This is a genomic window from Salmonella sp. 32070601201500089SM, assembly GCF_017573605.1.
GTDB lineage: Bacteria > Pseudomonadota > Gammaproteobacteria > Enterobacterales > Enterobacteriaceae > Salmonella > Salmonella enterica.
In genome coordinates this window covers 42,271-60,321 of sequence record NZ_JAGETK010000021.1, presented here as the reverse complement: position 1 = coordinate 60,321, position 18,051 = coordinate 42,271, and the positions used below count along the sequence as shown (strand labels likewise).

General features: G+C 55.8%; 18 protein-coding genes. 9 read left to right on the top strand and 9 right to left on the bottom strand.

Features of this window, described 5'->3' with window-relative positions:
- From J4728_RS22625 to J4728_RS22605, 5 genes are all read left to right on the top strand, one after another.
- Positions 1-803, top strand: an 803-nt coding sequence (locus tag J4728_RS22625) for a biotin/lipoyl-containing protein (RefSeq protein WP_208212456.1), incomplete at its 5' end; no start/stop codon positions are given.
- Positions 804-818: 15 nt separating this feature from the next.
- Positions 819-2,120: an oxalacetate decarboxylase subunit beta gene (locus J4728_RS22620; RefSeq protein ID WP_208212454.1), complete on the top strand. Its 1,302-nt coding sequence runs from the start codon at positions 819-821 to the stop codon at positions 2,118-2,120.
- 118 nt (positions 2,121-2,238) lie between these two features.
- Complete coding sequence (locus J4728_RS22615; RefSeq protein ID WP_023238012.1) at positions 2,239-2,937, top strand: triphosphoribosyl-dephospho-CoA synthase; 699 nt, start codon at positions 2,239-2,241, stop codon at positions 2,935-2,937.
- A 379-nt stretch (positions 2,938-3,316) separates the two neighbouring features.
- On the top strand, positions 3,317-4,396 hold the full coding sequence (locus J4728_RS22610; RefSeq protein ID WP_000128327.1) for a FecCD family ABC transporter permease: 1,080 nt from the start codon (positions 3,317-3,319) through the stop codon (positions 4,394-4,396).
- The gene (locus tag J4728_RS22605) at positions 4,396-5,172 is read left to right on the top strand and encodes an ABC transporter ATP-binding protein (protein WP_001214710.1); all 777 of its coding nucleotides are present in this window, start codon (positions 4,396-4,398) and stop codon (positions 5,170-5,172) included. Before J4728_RS22610 ends, J4728_RS22605 begins: the two co-directional genes overlap by 1 nt.
- Before the next feature lie 90 nt (positions 5,173-5,262).
- Here J4728_RS22605 and gpmA read toward each other — a convergent pair whose 3' ends face one another.
- The 8 genes from gpmA to modE all read right to left on the bottom strand — a co-directional run bounded on the left by gpmA (position 5,263) and on the right by modE (position 14,130).
- Entirely contained in the window at positions 5,263-6,015 is a 753-nt protein-coding gene (gene gpmA, locus J4728_RS22600) for a 2,3-diphosphoglycerate-dependent phosphoglycerate mutase (RefSeq protein WP_000301556.1), read from the bottom strand.
- A 223-nt stretch (positions 6,016-6,238) separates the two neighbouring features.
- A complete protein-coding gene (gene galM, locus J4728_RS22595) occupies positions 6,239-7,279 on the bottom strand; it encodes a galactose-1-epimerase (protein WP_023221277.1) in 1,041 nt (346 codons plus the stop codon).
- Positions 7,273-8,421: a galactokinase gene (gene galK, locus J4728_RS22590; protein ID WP_023228500.1), complete on the bottom strand. Its 1,149-nt coding sequence runs from the start codon at positions 8,419-8,421 to the stop codon at positions 7,273-7,275. Before galK ends, galM begins: the two co-directional genes overlap by 7 nt.
- Before the next feature lie 2 nt (positions 8,422-8,423).
- Positions 8,424-9,470: a galactose-1-phosphate uridylyltransferase gene (gene galT, locus J4728_RS22585; protein ID WP_000187471.1), complete on the bottom strand. Its 1,047-nt coding sequence runs from the start codon at positions 9,468-9,470 to the stop codon at positions 8,424-8,426.
- Between the two features lie 10 nt (positions 9,471-9,480).
- Positions 9,481-10,497 carry a UDP-glucose 4-epimerase GalE gene (gene galE / locus J4728_RS22580; RefSeq protein ID WP_001265465.1) on the bottom strand — a complete coding sequence of 339 codons (1,017 nt, stop codon included), beginning with the start codon at positions 10,495-10,497 and terminating at the stop codon, positions 9,481-9,483.
- 222 nt (positions 10,498-10,719) lie between these two features.
- A complete protein-coding gene (locus tag J4728_RS22575; RefSeq protein ID WP_208212452.1) occupies positions 10,720-11,628 on the bottom strand; it encodes a DUF2167 domain-containing protein in 909 nt (302 codons plus the stop codon).
- A gap of 170 nt (positions 11,629-11,798) precedes the next feature.
- A complete protein-coding gene (gene modF / locus J4728_RS22570; protein WP_208212450.1) occupies positions 11,799-13,274 on the bottom strand; it encodes a molybdate ABC transporter ATP-binding protein ModF in 1,476 nt (491 codons plus the stop codon).
- A gap of 67 nt (positions 13,275-13,341) precedes the next feature.
- A complete protein-coding gene (gene modE, locus J4728_RS22565) occupies positions 13,342-14,130 on the bottom strand; it encodes a molybdenum-dependent transcriptional regulator (protein ID WP_001147418.1) in 789 nt (262 codons plus the stop codon).
- A 128-nt stretch (positions 14,131-14,258) separates the two neighbouring features.
- On the opposite strand from modE, the gene J4728_RS22560 reads away from it, so the two are divergent.
- The 4 genes from J4728_RS22560 to modC all read left to right on the top strand — a co-directional run bounded on the left by J4728_RS22560 (position 14,259) and on the right by modC (position 17,098).
- Positions 14,259-14,408, top strand: a complete 150-nt coding sequence (locus J4728_RS22560) for an AcrZ family multidrug efflux pump-associated protein (protein ID WP_000891513.1) — start codon at positions 14,259-14,261, stop codon at positions 14,406-14,408.
- 166 nt (positions 14,409-14,574) lie between these two features.
- Complete coding sequence (modA, locus tag J4728_RS22555; protein WP_000951416.1) at positions 14,575-15,348, top strand: molybdate ABC transporter substrate-binding protein; 774 nt, start codon at positions 14,575-14,577, stop codon at positions 15,346-15,348.
- Positions 15,348-16,037: a molybdate ABC transporter permease subunit gene (gene modB / locus J4728_RS22550; RefSeq protein ID WP_023258605.1), complete on the top strand. Its 690-nt coding sequence runs from the start codon at positions 15,348-15,350 to the stop codon at positions 16,035-16,037. Before modA ends, modB begins: the two co-directional genes overlap by 1 nt.
- Before the next feature lie 2 nt (positions 16,038-16,039).
- A complete protein-coding gene (modC, locus tag J4728_RS22545; RefSeq protein WP_000891710.1) occupies positions 16,040-17,098 on the top strand; it encodes a molybdenum ABC transporter ATP-binding protein ModC in 1,059 nt (352 codons plus the stop codon).
- On the opposite strand, the gene J4728_RS22540 is transcribed toward modC, so the two are convergent.
- Complete coding sequence (locus J4728_RS22540; RefSeq protein WP_000127031.1) at positions 17,099-17,917, bottom strand: pyridoxal phosphatase; 819 nt, start codon at positions 17,915-17,917, stop codon at positions 17,099-17,101.
- Positions 17,918-18,051 lie beyond the last annotated feature (134 nt).

Sequence of the window (18,051 nt, the reverse complement as noted above, 5' to 3'; positions counted from 1 at the left end):
AAATCCCCCGCGTGCGCGAGGACCTCGGCTTTATCCCGCTGGTGACCCCGACCTCGCAGATTGTCGGCACCCAGGCGGTGCTCAACGTCCTGACCGGCGAGCGCTACAAAACCATCGCCAAAGAAACGGCGGGCATTCTGAAAGGCGAATACGGCCACACTCCGGTACCGGTTAACGCGGCGTTACAGGCCCGCGTGCTGGAAGGGGGCGCTCCGGTGACCTGCCGCCCGGCGGACCTGCTGAAGCCGGAGCTGGCTGAACTGGAAGCCGACGTGAAGCGCCAGGCGCAGGAGAGGGGCATCACGCTTGCGGAAAACGCCATCGACGACGTGCTGACCGTGGCGCTGTTCCCGCAGCCTGGCCTGAAGTTCCTTGAGAACCGCCATAACCCGGCGGCGTTTGAGCCGGTACCGCAGGCGGAAGCCGCGCAGCCGGTGGCAAAAGCAGAGAAGCCTGCCGCCTCCGGTATCTACACCGTGGAAGTGGAAGGTAAGGCCTTTGTGGTGAAGGTCAGCGACGGCGGCGATATCAGCCAGCTGACCGCAGCCGTTCCTGCCTCCGCGCCAGCCGCTGCCGCCCCGGCAGGCGCCGGCACCCCGGTCACCGCCCCGCTGGCGGGCAACATCTGGAAGGTGATTGCCACTGAAGGCCAGACGGTGGCGGAAGGCGACGTGCTGCTGATTCTGGAAGCCATGAAGATGGAAACCGAAATCCGCGCCGCGCAGGCCGGGACCGTGCGCGGTATTGCGGTGAAGTCCGGCGACGCGGTCTCCGTCGGCGACACCCTGATGACGCTGGCGTAAGGACGAGGAGCGGAAATGGAAAGTCTGAACGCCCTGATTCAGGGGATGGGCCTGATGCACCTCGGCATCGGCCAGGCCATCATGCTGCTGGTGAGCCTGCTGCTGCTGTGGCTGGCCATCGCGAAGAAGTTCGAGCCGCTGCTGCTGCTGCCGATTGGCTTCGGCGGGCTGCTGTCGAATATCCCGGAGGCCGGGCTGGCGCTGACCGCCCTGGAGAGCCTGCTGGCCCACCACGACGCCGGGCAGCTGGCGGTGATTGCCGCGAAGCTCAACTGTACGCCGGACGTCCACGCCATCAAGGAGGCACTGGCTCTGGCGCTGCCGTCGGTGCAGGGGCAGATGGAAGACCTCGCCGTGGATATGGGCTACTCCGCCGGGGTGCTGGCGATTTTCTATAAGGTCGCCATCGGCTCGGGCATTGCGCCGCTGGTCATCTTTATGGGCGTCGGGGCGATGACCGACTTCGGCCCGCTGCTGGCCAACCCGCGCACCCTGCTGCTGGGGGCGGCGGCGCAGTTCGGTATCTTCGCCACGGTGCTGGGGGCGCTGACGCTGAACTACTTCGGCCTTATCAGCTTCACCCTGCCGCAGGCGGCGGCCATCGGCATCATCGGCGGCGCGGACGGCCCGACGGCGATTTACCTGTCGGGCAAGCTGGCGCCGGAGCTGCTGGGGGCCATCGCGGTGGCGGCGTACTCGTATATGGCGCTGGTGCCGTTAATCCAGCCGCCGATTATGAAGGCGCTGACCACGGAGAAGGAGCGGAAAATCCGCATGGTGCAGCTGCGCACGGTGAGTAAGCGGGAGAAGATTCTGTTCCCGGCGGTGCTGTTGCTGCTGGTGGCGCTGCTGCTGCCGGACGCGGCCCCGCTGCTGGGGATGTTCTGCTTCGGCAACCTGATGCGCGAGAGCGGCGTGGTGGAGCGTCTGAGCGACACGGTACAGAACGGGCTGATTAATATCGTCACCATCTTCCTCGGACTGTCGGTGGGCGCGAAGCTGGTGGCGGACAAGTTCCTGCAGCCGCAGACGCTGGGCATTCTGCTGCTGGGGGTGGTTGCCTTTGGTATCGGGACGGCGGCCGGGGTACTGATGGCGAAGCTGCTGAACCTGTGCAGTAAGAACAAAATTAACCCGCTTATCGGTTCGGCGGGGGTGTCGGCGGTGCCGATGGCGGCCCGCGTATCGAACAAAGTGGGCCTGGAATCAGACCCGCAGAACTTCCTGCTGATGCACGCGATGGGCCCGAACGTGGCGGGGGTTATCGGTTCGGCCATTGCGGCGGGCGTGATGCTGAAGTACGTGCTGGCGATGTAAATCTGTTCCTTTCCCGGAGGCGGCGCGTTGCGCCTGTCCGGGCTACCGGATTGCATGGATCTGTAGCCCGGACAGATGCGCAGCATCGCCTCCGGGAATGTCCCATAAGGAGACTTTGATGAATGAAACCATAGCATTTCGTCCGGAAGGCCGGGCGTCGACAAAAGATGTGGTTGTCAATTATACGCTGGCGTCACTGGACGAGCTTGAACAACTGCACCCGGCGCTGAATCTGCTGGCGCACCCGTCAATCGTCCGTGGCAGCCATGATTTCTTTGTCCGTTGTTATGACTCGGGCGTACAGCATGCGCAGGCCGGGGCGGCTGAAACGGTAGCGGTTTTGCCTGATTCGCTGCCACAAGAACGGCAAAGGAGCGGGCTGCTGTGTGCCGCAGCAGGTCGTCTGGATGCCCTGCGCCAGCCGCTGACGCACAATCGTTTATGTGACCTGGCCAGTCAGTTCTGTGCTGGCATGGCAGATGTTGACAGCGAAACCCGCAGCGGTTTTTATACCGTGCGCAGCATATCGCTGCCGGTTTACCGGCGGCTGTTGCGGGATCAACATTCTCACGGTGTCTGCCTGCAGCAGGCTCTGCTGCACCTGCTGGCCTGGAAGAGCGATTCTCCCTGGGCGCGGCAGCAGGCGCAGCGGCTGCTCTGGCAGGGCGGCGTGCTGGGCGATAAAGGTGAGTTTGCGCTTATGACGCTGGATGATGAACTGCGGGAGCGCCAGATTGAGTGGCCCGGGCTGTGGTCGCTGCTGGCCGTCACCGGGTTTCTGGCGAAATTCCCTGCCGGGCCGATATTTGCTGACTGAAAAATGAGGACTGCTGACAATTATCTGTTGTGTTGGCATTTCTGCGAGAGGCAGCTAGCGCTTTGACTGATTTACGAAATGAGAATATCAACAGATTACGTACTTTTTGTAGGTCCGTGGTTGGAACATTGCCACCTGGTTACACGTTGTCAGCAGCCTCAAGCGTGGATGGTTCCACGCTTTTTTTGTCTATGGAAAACCCCCAGCCAGGCCCTGTCTCTTGATCAGGAGGTCTGATCAAGAGACAGGGCTATGCCGGAGGATATTTATTGGAAACCGATGAGATAGTCCACCGTGTCACCAATCGAAATATAAATAAATATATAACGAAATAATTCGGCGCTATAATTCTCCTCTGATTAATAACGTAGCCCGAACCATGACCTGTCAGGATAAATCACTTTTAGCCCCCGCTCTCGCTTCCACGCCCGTCATTCCGCGCTATCGCCAGATCATACGCAAACGGGCCGTGCTCATGTTAGCTATTGCGCTGGCGATGATGGCTTCACTGATGGTGGATGTAACCTGTGGGTCTTCTGGTTTACCGCTCAGTGCGCTGTGGCAGGCGCTTTTCCAGCCGGAAAAGGTGAATGCGGGCATACACGTTATTGTCTGGGATATCCGCTTACCCTATGCCCTGATGGCGCTGCTGGTAGGCATGGCGTTAGGGTTAGCGGGCGCCGAAATGCAAACCATTTTAAATAATCCGCTGGCGACGCCGTTTACCCTCGGCGTATCGTCCGCGGCGGCTTTTGGCGCTGCGCTGGCGATTGTGTTGGGGATCGGTATTCCCGGTATTCCTGCCGCCTGGTTTATCCCGGCCAATGCGTTCATCTTTGCGCTTTTATCCGCGTTACTCCTGGACGGTATTACCCGTTGGACAGGCGTCGCCGCATCCGGAGTGGTGTTGTTCGGTATTGCGCTGGTATTCACCTTTAACGCGTTGGTCGCCATTATGCAGTTTGTGGCTGATGAAGATACGCTGCAGGGGCTGGTATTCTGGACGATGGGGAGCCTGGTCCGCGCGTCGTGGGAAAAATTGGGCGTACTGGCCGTGGTGTTTATTGCTGTGCTTTTTTGCGCGTTACGAAGCGCCTGGCAACTCACGGCATTACGTCTGGGCGAAGAGAGGGCGATGAGCTTTGGGATTCATGTCCGCCGTTTACGCCTGCTGTCATTGTTGCGTATCAGCTTGTTATCAGCGCTGGCGGTAGCTTTCGTCGGGCCGATTGGTTTTATTGGTCTCGTTGCGCCGCACATTGCGCGAATACTTTTGGGGGAAGATCACCGTTTCTACCTTCCGGGCAGCGTGCTGATAGGCGGGCTGGTGTTATCGCTGGCCTCTATTGCGGCGAAAAATAGTATTCCGGGCGTCATGGTGCCGGTGGGGATTGTCACCTCGCTGGTCGGGGTTCCGTTCTTTTTAAGCATTGTATTGCGACATCGGGGGAGTCTCTGATGCGCGGGTTAATGCTCCGCTCATTTAGCGCCGGCTATTCCACTCAGCCGGTTATTGCAGATCTCAACGTTCCCTTACTGCCGCGCGGGAAAATTACCATTTTGCTGGGGCCGAACGGCTGTGGTAAATCGACGTTACTACGTTCGCTGGCCGGGCTGAATAACGCCGACGGCGAGGCGCTGCTTGATGGCGAAGATCTCATGTCGTTATCGTTTGCCGAGCGGGCGCAGAAAGTTGTATTTTTGCCGCAGTCATTACCGCAGGGCGTACATCTGCATGTACTGGAGTCGATTATCGTGGTACTGCGGGCATCAGGCGGCAGAGACAATGCGCAGGGCAGAGCGCAGATACTGGCTATCCTTGAGCAATTGGGCATAACGCATCTGGCGTTGCAGTATCTCGACCAGCTTTCCGGCGGTCAGCGGCAGTTAGTGGGTCTGGCGCAATCGCTAATTCGTCGCCCTGAACTTCTGTTGCTGGATGAGCCGCTCAGCGCGCTGGATTTAAACTATCAGTTTCACGTAATGGATCTCGTGCGTCGGGATACCCAGGCGCAAAATAGGGTGACGATAGTCGTGGCGCATGACATTAATATTGCACTGCGTCATGGTGACCATGTCCTGATGCTAAAAGACGGCAGGCTGGTCGCCAGCGGCGCGCCGGAGACGGTGATTACTGCGGAGCGTCTGGCTGAAGTGTACCGGGTACGAGGACGCGTGGAGCGCTGTTCGCAGGGGAAATTGCAGGTGGTGCTGGACGGCGTGATCGCTGTTTAAGACGTATTGCCTGATGGCGCTGCGCTTATCCGGCCTACCCATTGCTCGTAGGCCGGATAAGGCAGCTATACCGCCATCCGGCAAAGGTGATTACTTCGCTTTACCCTGATTCGCCACGGCAGCCGCTTTCGCGGCGATTTCGTCAGCGTTGCCCAGATAGTAATGTTTGAGCGGCTTGAAGTTTTCGTCGAACTCATACACCAGCGGCACGCCGGTCGGGATGTTTAATTCAAGAATCTCATCTTCGCTCATGTTATCCAGGTATTTCACCAGCGCACGCAATGAGTTACCGTGAGCGGCGATGATCACGCGCTCACCGCTCTTCATACGCGGCAGGATGGTGTCGTTCCAGTAAGGAATAACGCGGTCGATGGTCAGCGCCAGACTTTCGGTCAACGGCAGCTCTTTCTCGCTCAGTTTGGCATAACGTGGATCGTGACCCGGATAACGCTCATCATCTTTGGTTAGTTCCGGCGGCGTTACGGCAAAACCGCGGCGCCACTGCTTAACCTGCTCGTCACCATATTTTTCGGCCGTTTCCGCTTTATTCAGCCCCTGCAACGCGCCATAGTGACGTTCGTTGAGTTTCCAGGACTTTTCCACCGGCAGCCACGCCTGATCCAGTTCATCCAGTACGTTCCACAGCGTATGGATAGCGCGTTTCAGTACGGAAGTGTAGGCAAAATCAAAGCTGAAACCTTCTTCTTTTAGCAGTTTACCTGCTGCTTTTGCTTCGCTTACGCCTTTTTCAGACAGGTCAACATCATACCAGCCGGTGAAACGGTTCTCTTTGTTCCATTGACTTTCACCGTGACGTACCAGAACCAGCTTAGTTACAGCCATACTCTCACTCCTATAAATCATATGTAATGATAATAATTCTCATTATATTGCCGCGAGGTGTTGGCGGCAATGCTTACGCATAACCATAGCGAAAATAGTGGCGCAGTGTAAGGTTCTTGTGAACTCAGAGTTGCGATTTTGTCTTTAAGTGGTGGAGGTTTGAGCAGGGCAATGGCGCGTAGGCCCGATAAGCTTGCGTCATCGGGCATGTAGCGGCATATCGTTAGAACGGAATAAACTGATACTCGGTCAGGCTGGCGTACTCCTCGCCAGGGCGAAGGATACAGTCAGGCTGCGGCCATTCAGGATGATTCGGGCTGTCCGGCAGCAGTTCGCTTTCCAGCGCCAGCCCTTGCCAGTCGGCATAAGGTTCCGGCCCGCGGGAAGGCGTACCCGCCAGATAATTGCCGGAATAAAACTGTAGCGCCGGGGCGGTGGTGTAAACCATCATTTGTAGCTTTCCATCCTGTGACCACAGACGGGCCGCCGGCTTTTTGCCATCACCCTGCGTCTGTAGCAGGAAAGCATGGTCGTAGCCTTTAACCTTGCGCTGATCGTCATCGGCGAGAAACTCGCTGGCAATGACTTTTGGCATTCGGAAGTCAAACGAGGTATTGGCTACCGATTTTAGCCCCTGGCGTGGAATACCGGATTCATCTACCGGCAGATACTCATCCGCCAGAATTTGCAGCTTATGTTGGCGCACGTCGGTCCGATCGCCGTCCAGATTAAAATAGACGTGGTTGGTCAAATTCACCGGACAGGGTTTATCGACCGTCGCCCGGTAGGTGATGGATATTCTATTGTCATCGGTCAGACGATATTGCGCCGTGGCGCAAAGATGGCCGGGAAAGCCCTGGTCGCCGTCATCAGAGGTGAGCGCGAATAATACCTGGCGATCGTTCTGGTTCACAATTTGCCAGCGGCGCTTGTCAAAGCCTTCCGGTCCGCCGTGTAACTGGTTCTCGCCCTGGCTTGGGCTTAACTGTACGGTTTCGCCGGCAAACGTATAGCGGCTATTAGCGATACGGTTCGCGTAACGGCCAATAGAGGCGCCGAGGAACGACGTCTGTCCAGGGTAGTGTTCCGGGCTGGCGCAGCCCAGCAATGCTTCCCGAACGCTGCCGTCAGACAGCGGAATACGGGCGGAAAGAAGAGTGGCTCCCCAGTCCATCAGCGTTACCACCATCCCTGCGCTGTTGCGCAGGGTTAGCAGGCGGTACGGTTGACCATCGGGGGCCAGTGCGGGCGTTTCATTTAGCACTGTCCTGCTCCTTGTGACGGTTTGCATACATAAAAGGTTTCTTTGATTCCGGTTTTCGCTTCGTACTGTTGCGCAACGGCCTGCTGCACAGCGGGAACCAGATCTTCCGGGATCAGCGCGACAACACACCCGCCAAAGCCGCCGCCGGTCATGCGCACGCCGCCTCGATCGCCGATGGTCGCTTTGACGATGTCTACCAGCGTGTCTATCTGCGGGACGGTAATTTCGAAATCATCGCGCATTGAGGCATGGGACTCCGCCATCAGTTGGCCCATACGTTGCAAATCACCTTTCTCCAGCGCGCTTGCCGCTTCAACGGTGCGCGCATTTTCGCTCAATACATGGCGAACACGTTTTGCGACTACCGGGTCCAGTTCGCTGGCAACGGCATTGAACGCCTCAAGGCTGACATCGCGCAGGGCCGGCTGCTGGAAGAAACGGGCGCCGGTTTCGCACTGTTCACGGCGGGTATTATACTCGCTGCCCACCAGCGTGCGCTTAAAGTTACTATTGATGATCACCACGGCGACACCTTTCGGCATGGAAACCGCTTTGGCGCCGAGCGTACGGCAATCAATCAGCAACGCATGATCTTTTTTGCCGAGCGCAGAGATGAGCTGATCCATAATGCCGCAGTTACAGCCGACAAACTGGTTCTCGGCCTCTTGTCCGTTGAGCGCAATTTGCGCGCCGTCCAGCGGCAGGTGATAAAGCTGCTGGAAGACGGTGCCCACCGCCACTTCCAGCGAAGCGGAGGAGCTTAACCCGGCGCCCTGCGGCACATTGCCGCTGATGACCATATCCACGCCGCCAAACGCGTTGTTACGCTGCTGCAGGTGTTTCACTACGCCGCGCACATAGTTAGACCACTGCTGGCTATCGTGGGTCACGATCGGCGCATCCAGTGAAAATTCGTCCACCTGATTGTCGTAATCGGCGGCAATCACCCGTATGGTACGATCGTCGCGCGGCGCACAGCTAATTACGGTCTGGTAATCAATAGCGCAGGGCAGAACAAAACCATCATTGTAATCAGTGTGCTCGCCGATCAGATTGACGCGGCCTGGCGCCTGAATCGTGTGGGTGGCAGGGTAGCCGAAAATTTCAGCAAACAGCGCGCGCGTTTTCTCTTTCAGATTCATTTTTATACTCCGGATTCGCGAAAATGGATGTCGCTGACCGCGCGCAGGCGTTCAGCCGCTTGTTCTGCGGTTAAATCACGCTGGGTTTCCGCCAGCATTTCATAGCCGACCATAAATTTACGGACGGTCGCAGAGCGCAGCAGCGGCGGATAAAAGTGCGCGTGCAACTGCCAGTGCGCGTTTTCTTCACCGTTAAACGGCGCGCCGTGCCAGCCCATTGAGTAGGGGAAGGAACACTGGAACAGGTTGTCATAACGACTGGTCAGCTTTTTCAACGCCAGCGCCAGAGAGTCGCGCTGCTCGTCGTTTAAATCGGTAATGCGCAGGACATGCGTTTTGGGTAACAGGAGCGTTTCGAACGGCCACGCCGCCCAGTAAGGCACCACCGCCAGCCAGTGTTCGGTTTCGACCACGGTGCGGCTGCCGTCCGCCAGTTCCCGCTGGACATAATCCACCAGCATTGGCGAGCGCTGCTCGGCGAAATAGGCTTTTTGTAAACGATCTTCGCGTTCGGCCTCATTCGGCAGAAAGCTGTTGGCCCAGACCTGCCCATGCGGATGCGGGTTCGAACAGCCCATCGCCGCGCCTTTATTTTCAAAGACCTGCACCCACGGATAGGTTTTGCCTAACTCGGCGGTCTGCGTCTGCCAGGTTCTGACGATTTCCGTCAGCGCGGGCAGGCTCAACTCCGGCAGCGTTTTACTGTGATCGGGAGAAAAGCAGATCACGCGGCTGGTGCCGCGCGCGCTCTGACAGCGCATCAGCGGATCGTGGCTGTCCGGCGCATCCGGCGTATCGGCCATCAGCGCCGCGAAATCGTTAGTAAAGACGTAAGTCCCTTTGTAATCGGGATTTTTATCGCCGGTGACACGCGTATTGCCCGCACACAGGAAGCAGTCCGGATCGTGGGCCGGCAGCATTTGCTGAGACGGCGTTTCCTGCGCCCCCTGCCAGGGGCGTTTTGCGCGATGCGGCGAAACCAGAACCCACTGGCCGGTAAGCGGGTTATAACGGCGATGCGGATGATCGATGGGATTAAATGGGGTCATAACAACGTCCTTAATCTGGGTATCCCTGCGGATGGCGTGACTGCCAGTGCCAGGTGTCCTGCGCCATTTCGTCAAGCGTGCGGGTGACGCGCCAGTTCAGCTCGCGATCGGCTTTGCTGGCATCCGCCCAATACGCCGGGAGATCGCCGTCGCGGCGCGGCGCGAAGTGGTAATTAATGGGTTTACCGCAGGCTTTACTAAAGGCGTTGACCACATCCAGGACGCTACTGCCGACACCCGCGCCGAGGTTATAAATATGTACGCCGGATTTGTCCGCCAGTTTTTCCATCGCCACGACGTGCCCGTCGGCTAAGTCCATAACGTGAATGTAATCGCGTACGCCGGTGCCATCCTCGGTCGGGTAATCGTTGCCGAAAACGGCGAGCGATTCGCGACGACCCACGGCGACCTGGGCGATATAGGGCATCAGGTTATTCGGAATACCTTGCGGATCTTCTCCCATGTCGCCCGACGGGTGCGCGCCGACCGGGTTGAAATAACGCAGCAGCGCAATACTCCACTCCGGCTGGGCTTTTTGCAGATCGGTGAGGATCTGTTCTACCATCAATTTACTTTTGCCGTAGGGGCTTTGCGGCGTGCCGGTAGGAAAACTTTCGACGTAAGGGATCTTGGGCTGATCGCCATAAACGGTGGCAGAGGAGCTAAAAATAAGGTTTTTAACGTTGGCCGCACGCATGGCGCTGACCAACCGCAGCGTACCGTTGACGTTGTTGTCATAGTACTCCAGCGGCCTGGCGACCGATTCGCCGACGGCTTTCAGGCCGGCAAAGTGAATCACGGTATCAATCGCGTGATCGTGCAGAATTTCGGTTATAAGCGCTTCGTTGCGAATATCGCCTTCGACAAAGGTCGGGTGCTTACCGCCCAAACGTTCAATCACGGGCAGCACGCTGCGCTTGCTGTTGCAGAGGTTATCGAGGATGACGACGTCATGACCATTTTGCAGCAATTGTACGCAGGTATGACTTCCAATGTAACCGCTACCACCTGTAACCAATACTCTCATAATTCGCTCCGTTAAGCCTATGGTATGGAATAACCATAGCATAACAAAGATGCGAAAAGTGTGACATGTAATAAATTAGTGGAATCGTTTACACAATGGTGATTTTACGCATTTGTATCGATTAAATGATTACAAATCATCTGGCTTGAGAATGCTTCTGCTTTTTATCCGAAAAAAAGGCGCGTTACGCGCCTGGGAATAAAACGGACGGGGCAGGAGCTGTCAGTCTTTTTTACGCGAGAGTAGCTTCCTGGCGAGCGCCCCGACAGCGATGACGCCGATAGCGGTCACTTTCCAGAATTTAAGTAACGCGATACCGAGCATAGCAAGCAGTCCTACTTTCTTGGCCGCGATACCGCCAATCAGCGCGGCGAGCCCATACTCCGCTATTTTGTCCGTTGATTCGTTGAAGTCAGCGTAGCGTTGTCCAGCGTTGAACTTGACGGAACTGAGAATTCTTTTCGCCAGAGGGATTTCGTGGTCAACAGAACCTCTGTCGGTCACCAGATTTAAAGAAAAATAGCCTTCACGTCCCAGCAGATAGGTGTTGTAGTTCACGCCTTGTTCATTCAGTGGTTCGTTGGTGCCGATATCCTGGATGGCGGCGGACCAGATCAGACGATGATTGGTTGCATCGTAGGTAGGCTTCTCGATCCAGCCAATAATTTCTATCGGCTCAATGCCTTTTGCAATACGATCTTTATTCGCTTCTTTTGTGCCTTTGCGCAGGTTATCCATTAATTCATCGGCATCCCAATTTTTTGCATCATCATCTTTTACATAACCAGAATCATCATATTCGATAGAAATAAATCCATTCATTTCCTTTTTAAATACGAGACCGTAAAAATATTCATCGTCAACATAGTTACCAATTTCACGCATAAATACCGCCGCTTCTTTTGCGGGTATCCAGGTAAATCCTTCCGGCAGATTAAGCGTGGCTTTATCACCTAAACTAATCTTTGTCGGACCCGCAACGGCGGCGCGACTCATGCCTTCAACAGCGACCTCAACGGCGGTTTTACGCGCTTCCTGCGCAGCGGTAGGCTTTTGCTCAGCATAACTGCCGGGGCAAAATAACATGGCTGCCAGTAAAAATAGTATTATTTGTGGAAAACGAAAAGCCATAATGAATCCCTTATATTCACATACGACATCATTGTCGAAAATTTCAGGATTATTATGACAATGAGGCGGTCAGCGATTCAAGAGATAGTAAGCTTATCGACCGTTATTATTATTCTTAATAAAAGGAGAGTGGTTCCAGAATGGCGCGCGGCGCCATTCTGATAATACATTTAATTATTGCATCGTCCGGAAACGTACTTATAACGTTCGCCATCTGGTACAAATTCCAGCCGGTGGGTAATACAGGCAGGCGCATCCTCTGCATGATGGGAAACGAACAGCAGTTGGGTCTCTCCCTGGCGAATTAATACATCTACAAAACGGCGTACCAGTTGGCGGTTCAGCGGGTCCAACCCTTGCAGCGGCTCATCCAGAATCAACACTGTCGGATGTTTAACTAGCGCGCGCACGATCAGCGCCAGCCGCTGCTGTCCCCAGGAGAGACTGTGGAAGGGGGCATCCGCCGTACGCTTATCGATTCCCAGAATATCCAGCCACTGTTGCGCCAGTTTTCGTTGCCTGTCTGAAACGGCCTGGTAAATGCCGATAGAATCGAAATAGCCGGAGAGAATGACATTGCGCACCGTGGTACTGACGCGGTAATCCAGATGTAAACTGCTGCTGACGTAGCCGATATGTTTTTTGATATCCCAGATTGTTTCGCCGCTTCCTCGCCGCCGCCCGAACAGCGTAAGAGCGTTGCTGTAGCCTTGCGGATGATCGCCAGTAATAAGGCTAAGCAACGTAGACTTACCCGCTCCGTTAGGACCGACGATCTGCCAGTGTTCGCCCGGATTGACTCGCCAGCTTAGGTGGTGGAGGATAGGGCGATCGTTATACGAGACTACGCCATCGTTAAGTACGATCCGTGGTTCGCCATCGGGTAACGCATGGCGGGCGGAAGGTTCGTCCGGTTCGGGTAATTGTACGTCGGTCAGACGCTCGCTGTGCGCGAGTTGAGCGACCAACGCCCGTTGCAGTAACTCTGTCGTCGTTCCGGTCTCCGCCAGCGTACAGTCGGCAAGCACGCCGGCAAACTGCACGAAGTCCGGGATCTCATCAAAACGGTTGAGTACCAGCGCCAGGGTCATACCCGCCTGGTTCAACGCCGTCAGGCGTTGCGCCAGTTGTTGACGGGCGGTCACGTCAAGCCCGTCGAACGGTTCATCAAGGATTAATAACTCCGGCTCAGACATCAGCGCCTGACATAGCAGCGCTTTTCGCGTCTCGCCGGTAGAAAGGTATTTAAAACGCCTGTCGAGTAAAGCGGAAATGCCGAACTGCTGCGCCAGCATCGCACAGCGGGCAGGATGGTGAACTTCATCCTGAATAATTTCCGCGGTAGTGCGCCCGGTATCGTCTTCGCCAGGACTGAGCATATCGGTGTTATTACGTTGCCACTCATCGCTGACCAGCTTTTGCAATTGTTCAAAGGACAGACGAGTAATGCGGGTAAACCGGCACTGGCGCTCGCCAGTTAATAACGGCAGTTCACCCGCCAGCGCGCGGGCGAGCGCCGACTTCCCGCTCCCGTTAGCCCCAACGAATGCCCAGCTATCGCCCGCATTGAGCGTCAGCGAATCCAGATGAAGTGTTTTTGTATCGCTCAGACGAAACGTGCCTTGCGAAATTTGCAACGATGACATTTTGCATCCCATTTTTTGCAGCGATGAATGACAGGGATACGTCTTTCGGCAACGGATGTCAATGTGCTTAGCACAACGTTGCAATAATCACTCTGTCCGCATTAAACCAGGCAATCACGTCATCGCCTTCCTTTAACGTGGCGGCATCTGAAGTCGGTATCGTGGCGCACAGCGTCTGGCCGTCCGGCAGCGCCATCAACACTTCACACTGTTCCGCGCCGCGCTCGATATGGCTGATCGTTCCCGACAACTGATTGTCAGCGGCGCGCGCAACGGCTGCATCCCGGGTAATGCCAACCCACGGCGCTTTTAGCAGGATCAGCACTTCTTTTCCCTCCTCCAGGCCGAGACGCTCGCCGCTTTGCGCCGTCAGCGCGACTTTGAGCCGCGTTTTGCCGTCGGCCAGCAGCACGTCGACATGCTGTTGCACCTGATCGCGATCGCGGGCGGTAATGGTGCCGAACCACTGATTTCGGGCGCTGGTTTGCAGTGAAAAGCGGGAGATAGCGGCCAGCAGACTGTCAAGCGGCAGGGCGTCATCGTCGCTTAACACATCGAACGCTTTTTGCTGAATTTGGCCCAGCAAATCGTAAAGCTGGATCAGACGCTGGCCATAGCGGGTTAATACCGCGCCGCCGCCGCCTTTGCCGCCCGTTGCGCGTTCAACCAGCATATGTTCGCTAAGCTGGTTCATGTCGTTTATCGCATCCCAGGCGCTCTTATAGCTGATTCCCGCGTCTTTCGCGCCCTGACTAATCGAGCCGGAAAGCGCAATGTGTTTCAGCAGAGAGATACGTCGGGGATCGGCAAAAAGCTTTTGCTGAAGTTTCAGGGTAAGAAGGATTTCGGCCTGCATAACCAGCTCCTGGTAAAAAGACTATTGTGACTGAAAAGCGCGTCAGCGCAAAGCCGACCGCACAAAAGGGGAGTGCTTTTCTGTGTGATGCGGTTAAAATACAAAAAGGACTATATCTGGAGTTGCCCATGTTAGAGTTATTAAAAAGTCTGGTATTCGCCGTCATCATGGTACCGGTAGTGATGGCCATCATCCTCGGTCTGATTTACGGTCTGGGTGAGGTGTTCAACATTTTTTCCGGTATCGGTCAGAAAGACCAGTCCAGACAGAACCGCTGATTTCCCCAAACGCCCGCTCAGTCGGGCGTTTTTGTTACTCAAGATCCTGCTTTTCCTGCCGATATTTTCTGTGTTTAATCGTTAATGGGTATGAATAACCGCTGGGAAACCCCTGAGATTATCGTTATATTGTCGTTTACATAACGAAACGCACAAGGAGTTACAGATGGCGCATTCCTGGTTACGCCTGGTCGCAGGGGCGACATTATCTTTCGTCATCGCTGGTCATGCGCTGGCGGATGAAGGCAAGATCACCGTATTTGCCGCCGCGTCGCTAACGAACGCGATGCAAGACATTGCGGCAGAATATAAAAAAGAGAAAAATGTGGATGTGGTCTCCTCATTCGCCTCCTCTTCAACGCTGGCGCGCCAGATAGAAGCGGGCGCGCCGGCGGATCTGTTCATCTCTGCTGACCAGAAATGGATGGATTACGCAGCCGATAAAAAAGCGGTGGATACCACGACGCGCGAAACATTGCTTGGCAATAGCCTGGTGGTGGTAGCGCCGAAAGCCAGCGAGCAGAAACCGTTTACCATCGACAACAAAACGGACTGGATTCGTCTGCTGAACGGCGGACGTCTGGCGGTGGGCGATCCGCAACACGTACCGGCGGGAATTTATGCCAAAGAAGCGCTGCAAAAGTTGGGCGCATGGCAAACGCTTGAACCGAAACTGGCGCCGGGCGAGGATGTGCGCGGCGCGTTGGCGCTGGTCGAACGTAACGAAGCGCCTTTGGGCATTGTATACGGTTCTGATGCGGTCGCCAGCAAGGGGGTCAACGTGGTGGCGACGTTCCCGGAAGATTCACATAAAAAAGTGGAATACCCCATCGCTATCGTGGAGGGGCATAAAAATGCGACCGTCAGCGCGTTCTATGATTACCTGAAAGGACCGCAGGCCTCGGCAATCTTTAAACGTTATGGATTTACGACGAAGTAATGATACTGACCGATCCAGAATGGCAGGCTGTCCTTCTTAGCCTGAAAGTGTCTTCCCTGGCCGTGCTGTTTAGCCTGCCGTTTGGGATCTTTTTTGCCTGGTTACTGGTGCGATGCCGGTTTCCGGGCAAAGCCTTACTTGATAGTGTCCTGCATCTGCCGCTGGTGCTGCCGCCGGTGGTGGTCGGCTATCTGCTGCTGGTGTCGATGGGGCGACGCGGGTTTATTGGCCAGTGGCTGTATGACTGGTTCGGTCTCACGTTTGCCTTTAGCTGGCGCGGCGCCGTGCTGGCGGCGGCGGTGATGTCCTTCCCGCTGATGGTGCGGGCCATTCGGCTGGCGCTGGAGGGGGTGGATATCAAGCTTGAACAGGCCGCCAGAACGCTGGGCGCCGGGCGCTGGCGCGTTTTTCTGACTATCACCTTACCGCTTACCCTGCCGGGTATTATTGTTGGTACGGTGCTGGCGTTTGCCCGTTCGCTTGGCGAATTTGGCGCGACCATTACCTTTGTTTCCAATATTCCGGGCGAAACCCGCACCATACCTTCCGCCATGTATACTTTGATTCAGACGCCTGGCGGGGAGAGCGCGGCGGCGAGGCTGTGCGTGATTTCGATTGTATTAGCGCTGATTTCGCTATTAATTTCTGAATGGCTGGCGCGGATGAGCCGTGAACGGACGGGGCGCTAACCATGCTGGAGCTTAATTTTTCCCAGACGCTGGGAACGCACTGTTTAACCCTCAACGAAACGCTGCCAGCCAGTGGGATCACGGCTATCTTTGGCGTCTCTGGCGCGGGAAAAACCTCGCTGATTAATGCCATTAGCGGTTTAACTCGCCCGCAAAAAGGACGCATCGCGCTGAATGGCCGGGTGTTGCATGACGCGGAAAACGGTATCTGTTTAACGCCGGAAAAGCGCCGCATCGGTTATGTTTTCCAGGATGCGCGCCTGTTCCCCCATTACAAAGTACGCGGCAATTTGCGCTACGGCATGGCGAAAAGCATGACCGGCCAGTTTGATAAGCTGGTGTCGCTGCTGGGAATTGAAGCGTTGCTTGATCGCCTGCCGGGGAGCCTGTCCGGCGGAGAAAAACAGCGCGTAGCGATAGGCCGGGCATTGCTCACCGCCCCGGAGTTGCTGCTGTTGGACGAACCGTTGGCCTCGCTGGATATCCCGCGAAAACGCGAATTACTGCCGTACCTGCAACGGCTGGCGCGGGAAATCAATATTCCCATGCTGTATGTCAGCCATTCTCTCGATGAAATTCTCCACCTGGCGGATAAAGTCATGGTGCTGGAGGATGGACAGGTTAAAGCGTTTGGCCCGCTGGAGGAGGTCTGGGGAAGCAGCGTTATGCACCCGTGGCTGCCGAAAGAGCAACAGAGCAGTATTCTGAAAGTCAGCGTGCTGGAGCATCACCCGCATTATGCCATGACCGCCCTGGCGCTTGGCGACCAGCACCTGTGGGTAAATAAACTCAATCAGCCGCTGCAATCCACACTGCGTATTCGTATACAGGCGTCGGATGTCTCGCTGGTACTACAGCCGCCGCAGCAGACCAGTATCCGCAACGTATTGCGGGCAAAAGTGGCGAATTGCTATGACGATAACGGGCAGGTGGAAGTCCAGCTTGAGATAGGCGGCAGAACGCTGTGGGCGCGAATAAGCCCGTGGGCCAGGGATGAGCTGAATATCAAGCCTGGCCTGTGGCTTTACGCGCAGGTGAAAAGCGTTTCTATCACCGCCTGACTATAGCAGGTGGGTGTAAATAAATTTGGCGATGCTATCGGTAGTGTTATCGCCGATCACGACGTCAGCGCGCGCTTTCACCGCCTCATCGGCGTTGCCCATCGCAACGCCGGTGCCTGCCGCCTCCAGCATACTGATGTCGTTGTAGTTATCGCCGAAAGCGATCACATTTTTCATTGACCCTCCCTGCGCTTCTATCCACTGGGTAAGGCGCTTGCCTTTACTGTTGCCTTTGCGCGCGATATCCACCTGATCGTGCCATGACCATTCGCACTCCAGGCCAAGCGCCTGTTCAACATGCTGACCGAACCGCTGTAGTCTGGGAATATCTTCATCGGTAAGCGCAAACTTCCACACGGCATTCACGTCGCGCGCCGCCTGCGCTAACGAAGAGACCTGTGTAAAGGTCGGACGTTGTTCCGGCGGCAAGGTCTGCGCCCACCGGGAGGTACGCACGACGTGGCCGGTTGGGTGTTCGTAAAGCATAGCGTCATCAACATACATCAGGCCGTGAATCTGATGCTCATCCAGTAAATCAATCAACTGCAACGCCTTATCCACGGGCATAGGATCGGCATCCAGGACAGTTTTAGCTTGATAATCATACAAATAGGTGCCGTTGCAGCAAATAGCAGGTGTTTCCAGCGCCAGCGCCTGATAAAAAGGATGAATAGCAACGTGATGGCGACCAGTGACAATGATAAGTTGAAAGCCCGCCTCTTTGGCGCGTGATAGCGCTTCAAGCGAGGAGGGGAGTAAGGTTTTATGCGGGGTTAATAATGTTCCGTCTAAATCGAGGGCAATCACGCGTGCAGTCATAATTTTTTCCAGATTAAGAGTAATAATTCCGTCTGTCGGCATGGTACACCGGGACGGTAAGCAGACAAAATTCTGCGTCTGAATTCAGCATTCGCCGTCAAAAGCGACTACGTTAAGCTGTGTCCTGTTATTGC

Excerpts from the sequence above, each read along its gene's own strand:
- J4728_RS22620 (WP_208212454.1), top strand. The coding sequence starts at position 819 with ATGGAAAGTCTGAACGCCCTGATTCAGGGGATGGGCCTGATGCACCTC.
- J4728_RS22615 (WP_023238012.1), top strand. The coding sequence starts at position 2,239 with ATGAATGAAACCATAGCATTTCGTCCGGAAGGCCGGGCGTCGACAAAA.
- J4728_RS22610 (WP_000128327.1), top strand. The coding sequence starts at position 3,317 with ATGACCTGTCAGGATAAATCACTTTTAGCCCCCGCTCTCGCTTCCACG.
- J4728_RS22605 (WP_001214710.1), top strand. The coding sequence starts at position 4,396 with ATGCGCGGGTTAATGCTCCGCTCATTTAGCGCCGGCTATTCCACTCAG.
- gpmA (WP_000301556.1), bottom strand. The coding sequence starts at position 6,015 with ATGGCTGTAACTAAGCTGGTTCTGGTACGTCACGGTGAAAGTCAATGG.
- galK (WP_023228500.1), bottom strand. The coding sequence starts at position 8,421 with ATGAATCTGAAAGAGAAAACGCGCGCGCTGTTTGCTGAAATTTTCGGC.
- galT (WP_000187471.1), bottom strand. The coding sequence starts at position 9,470 with ATGACCCCATTTAATCCCATCGATCATCCGCATCGCCGTTATAACCCG.
- galE (WP_001265465.1), bottom strand. The coding sequence starts at position 10,497 with ATGAGAGTATTGGTTACAGGTGGTAGCGGTTACATTGGAAGTCATACC.
- J4728_RS22575 (WP_208212452.1), bottom strand. The coding sequence starts at position 11,628 with ATGGCTTTTCGTTTTCCACAAATAATACTATTTTTACTGGCAGCCATG.
- modF (WP_208212450.1), bottom strand. The coding sequence starts at position 13,274 with ATGTCATCGTTGCAAATTTCGCAAGGCACGTTTCGTCTGAGCGATACA.
- modE (WP_001147418.1), bottom strand. The coding sequence starts at position 14,130 with ATGCAGGCCGAAATCCTTCTTACCCTGAAACTTCAGCAAAAGCTTTTT.
- J4728_RS22560 (WP_000891513.1), top strand. The coding sequence starts at position 14,259 with ATGTTAGAGTTATTAAAAAGTCTGGTATTCGCCGTCATCATGGTACCG.
- modA (WP_000951416.1), top strand. The coding sequence starts at position 14,575 with ATGGCGCATTCCTGGTTACGCCTGGTCGCAGGGGCGACATTATCTTTC.
- modB (WP_023258605.1), top strand. The coding sequence starts at position 15,348 with ATGATACTGACCGATCCAGAATGGCAGGCTGTCCTTCTTAGCCTGAAA.
- modC (WP_000891710.1), top strand. The coding sequence starts at position 16,040 with ATGCTGGAGCTTAATTTTTCCCAGACGCTGGGAACGCACTGTTTAACC.
- J4728_RS22540 (WP_000127031.1), bottom strand. The coding sequence starts at position 17,917 with ATGACTGCACGCGTGATTGCCCTCGATTTAGACGGAACATTATTAACC.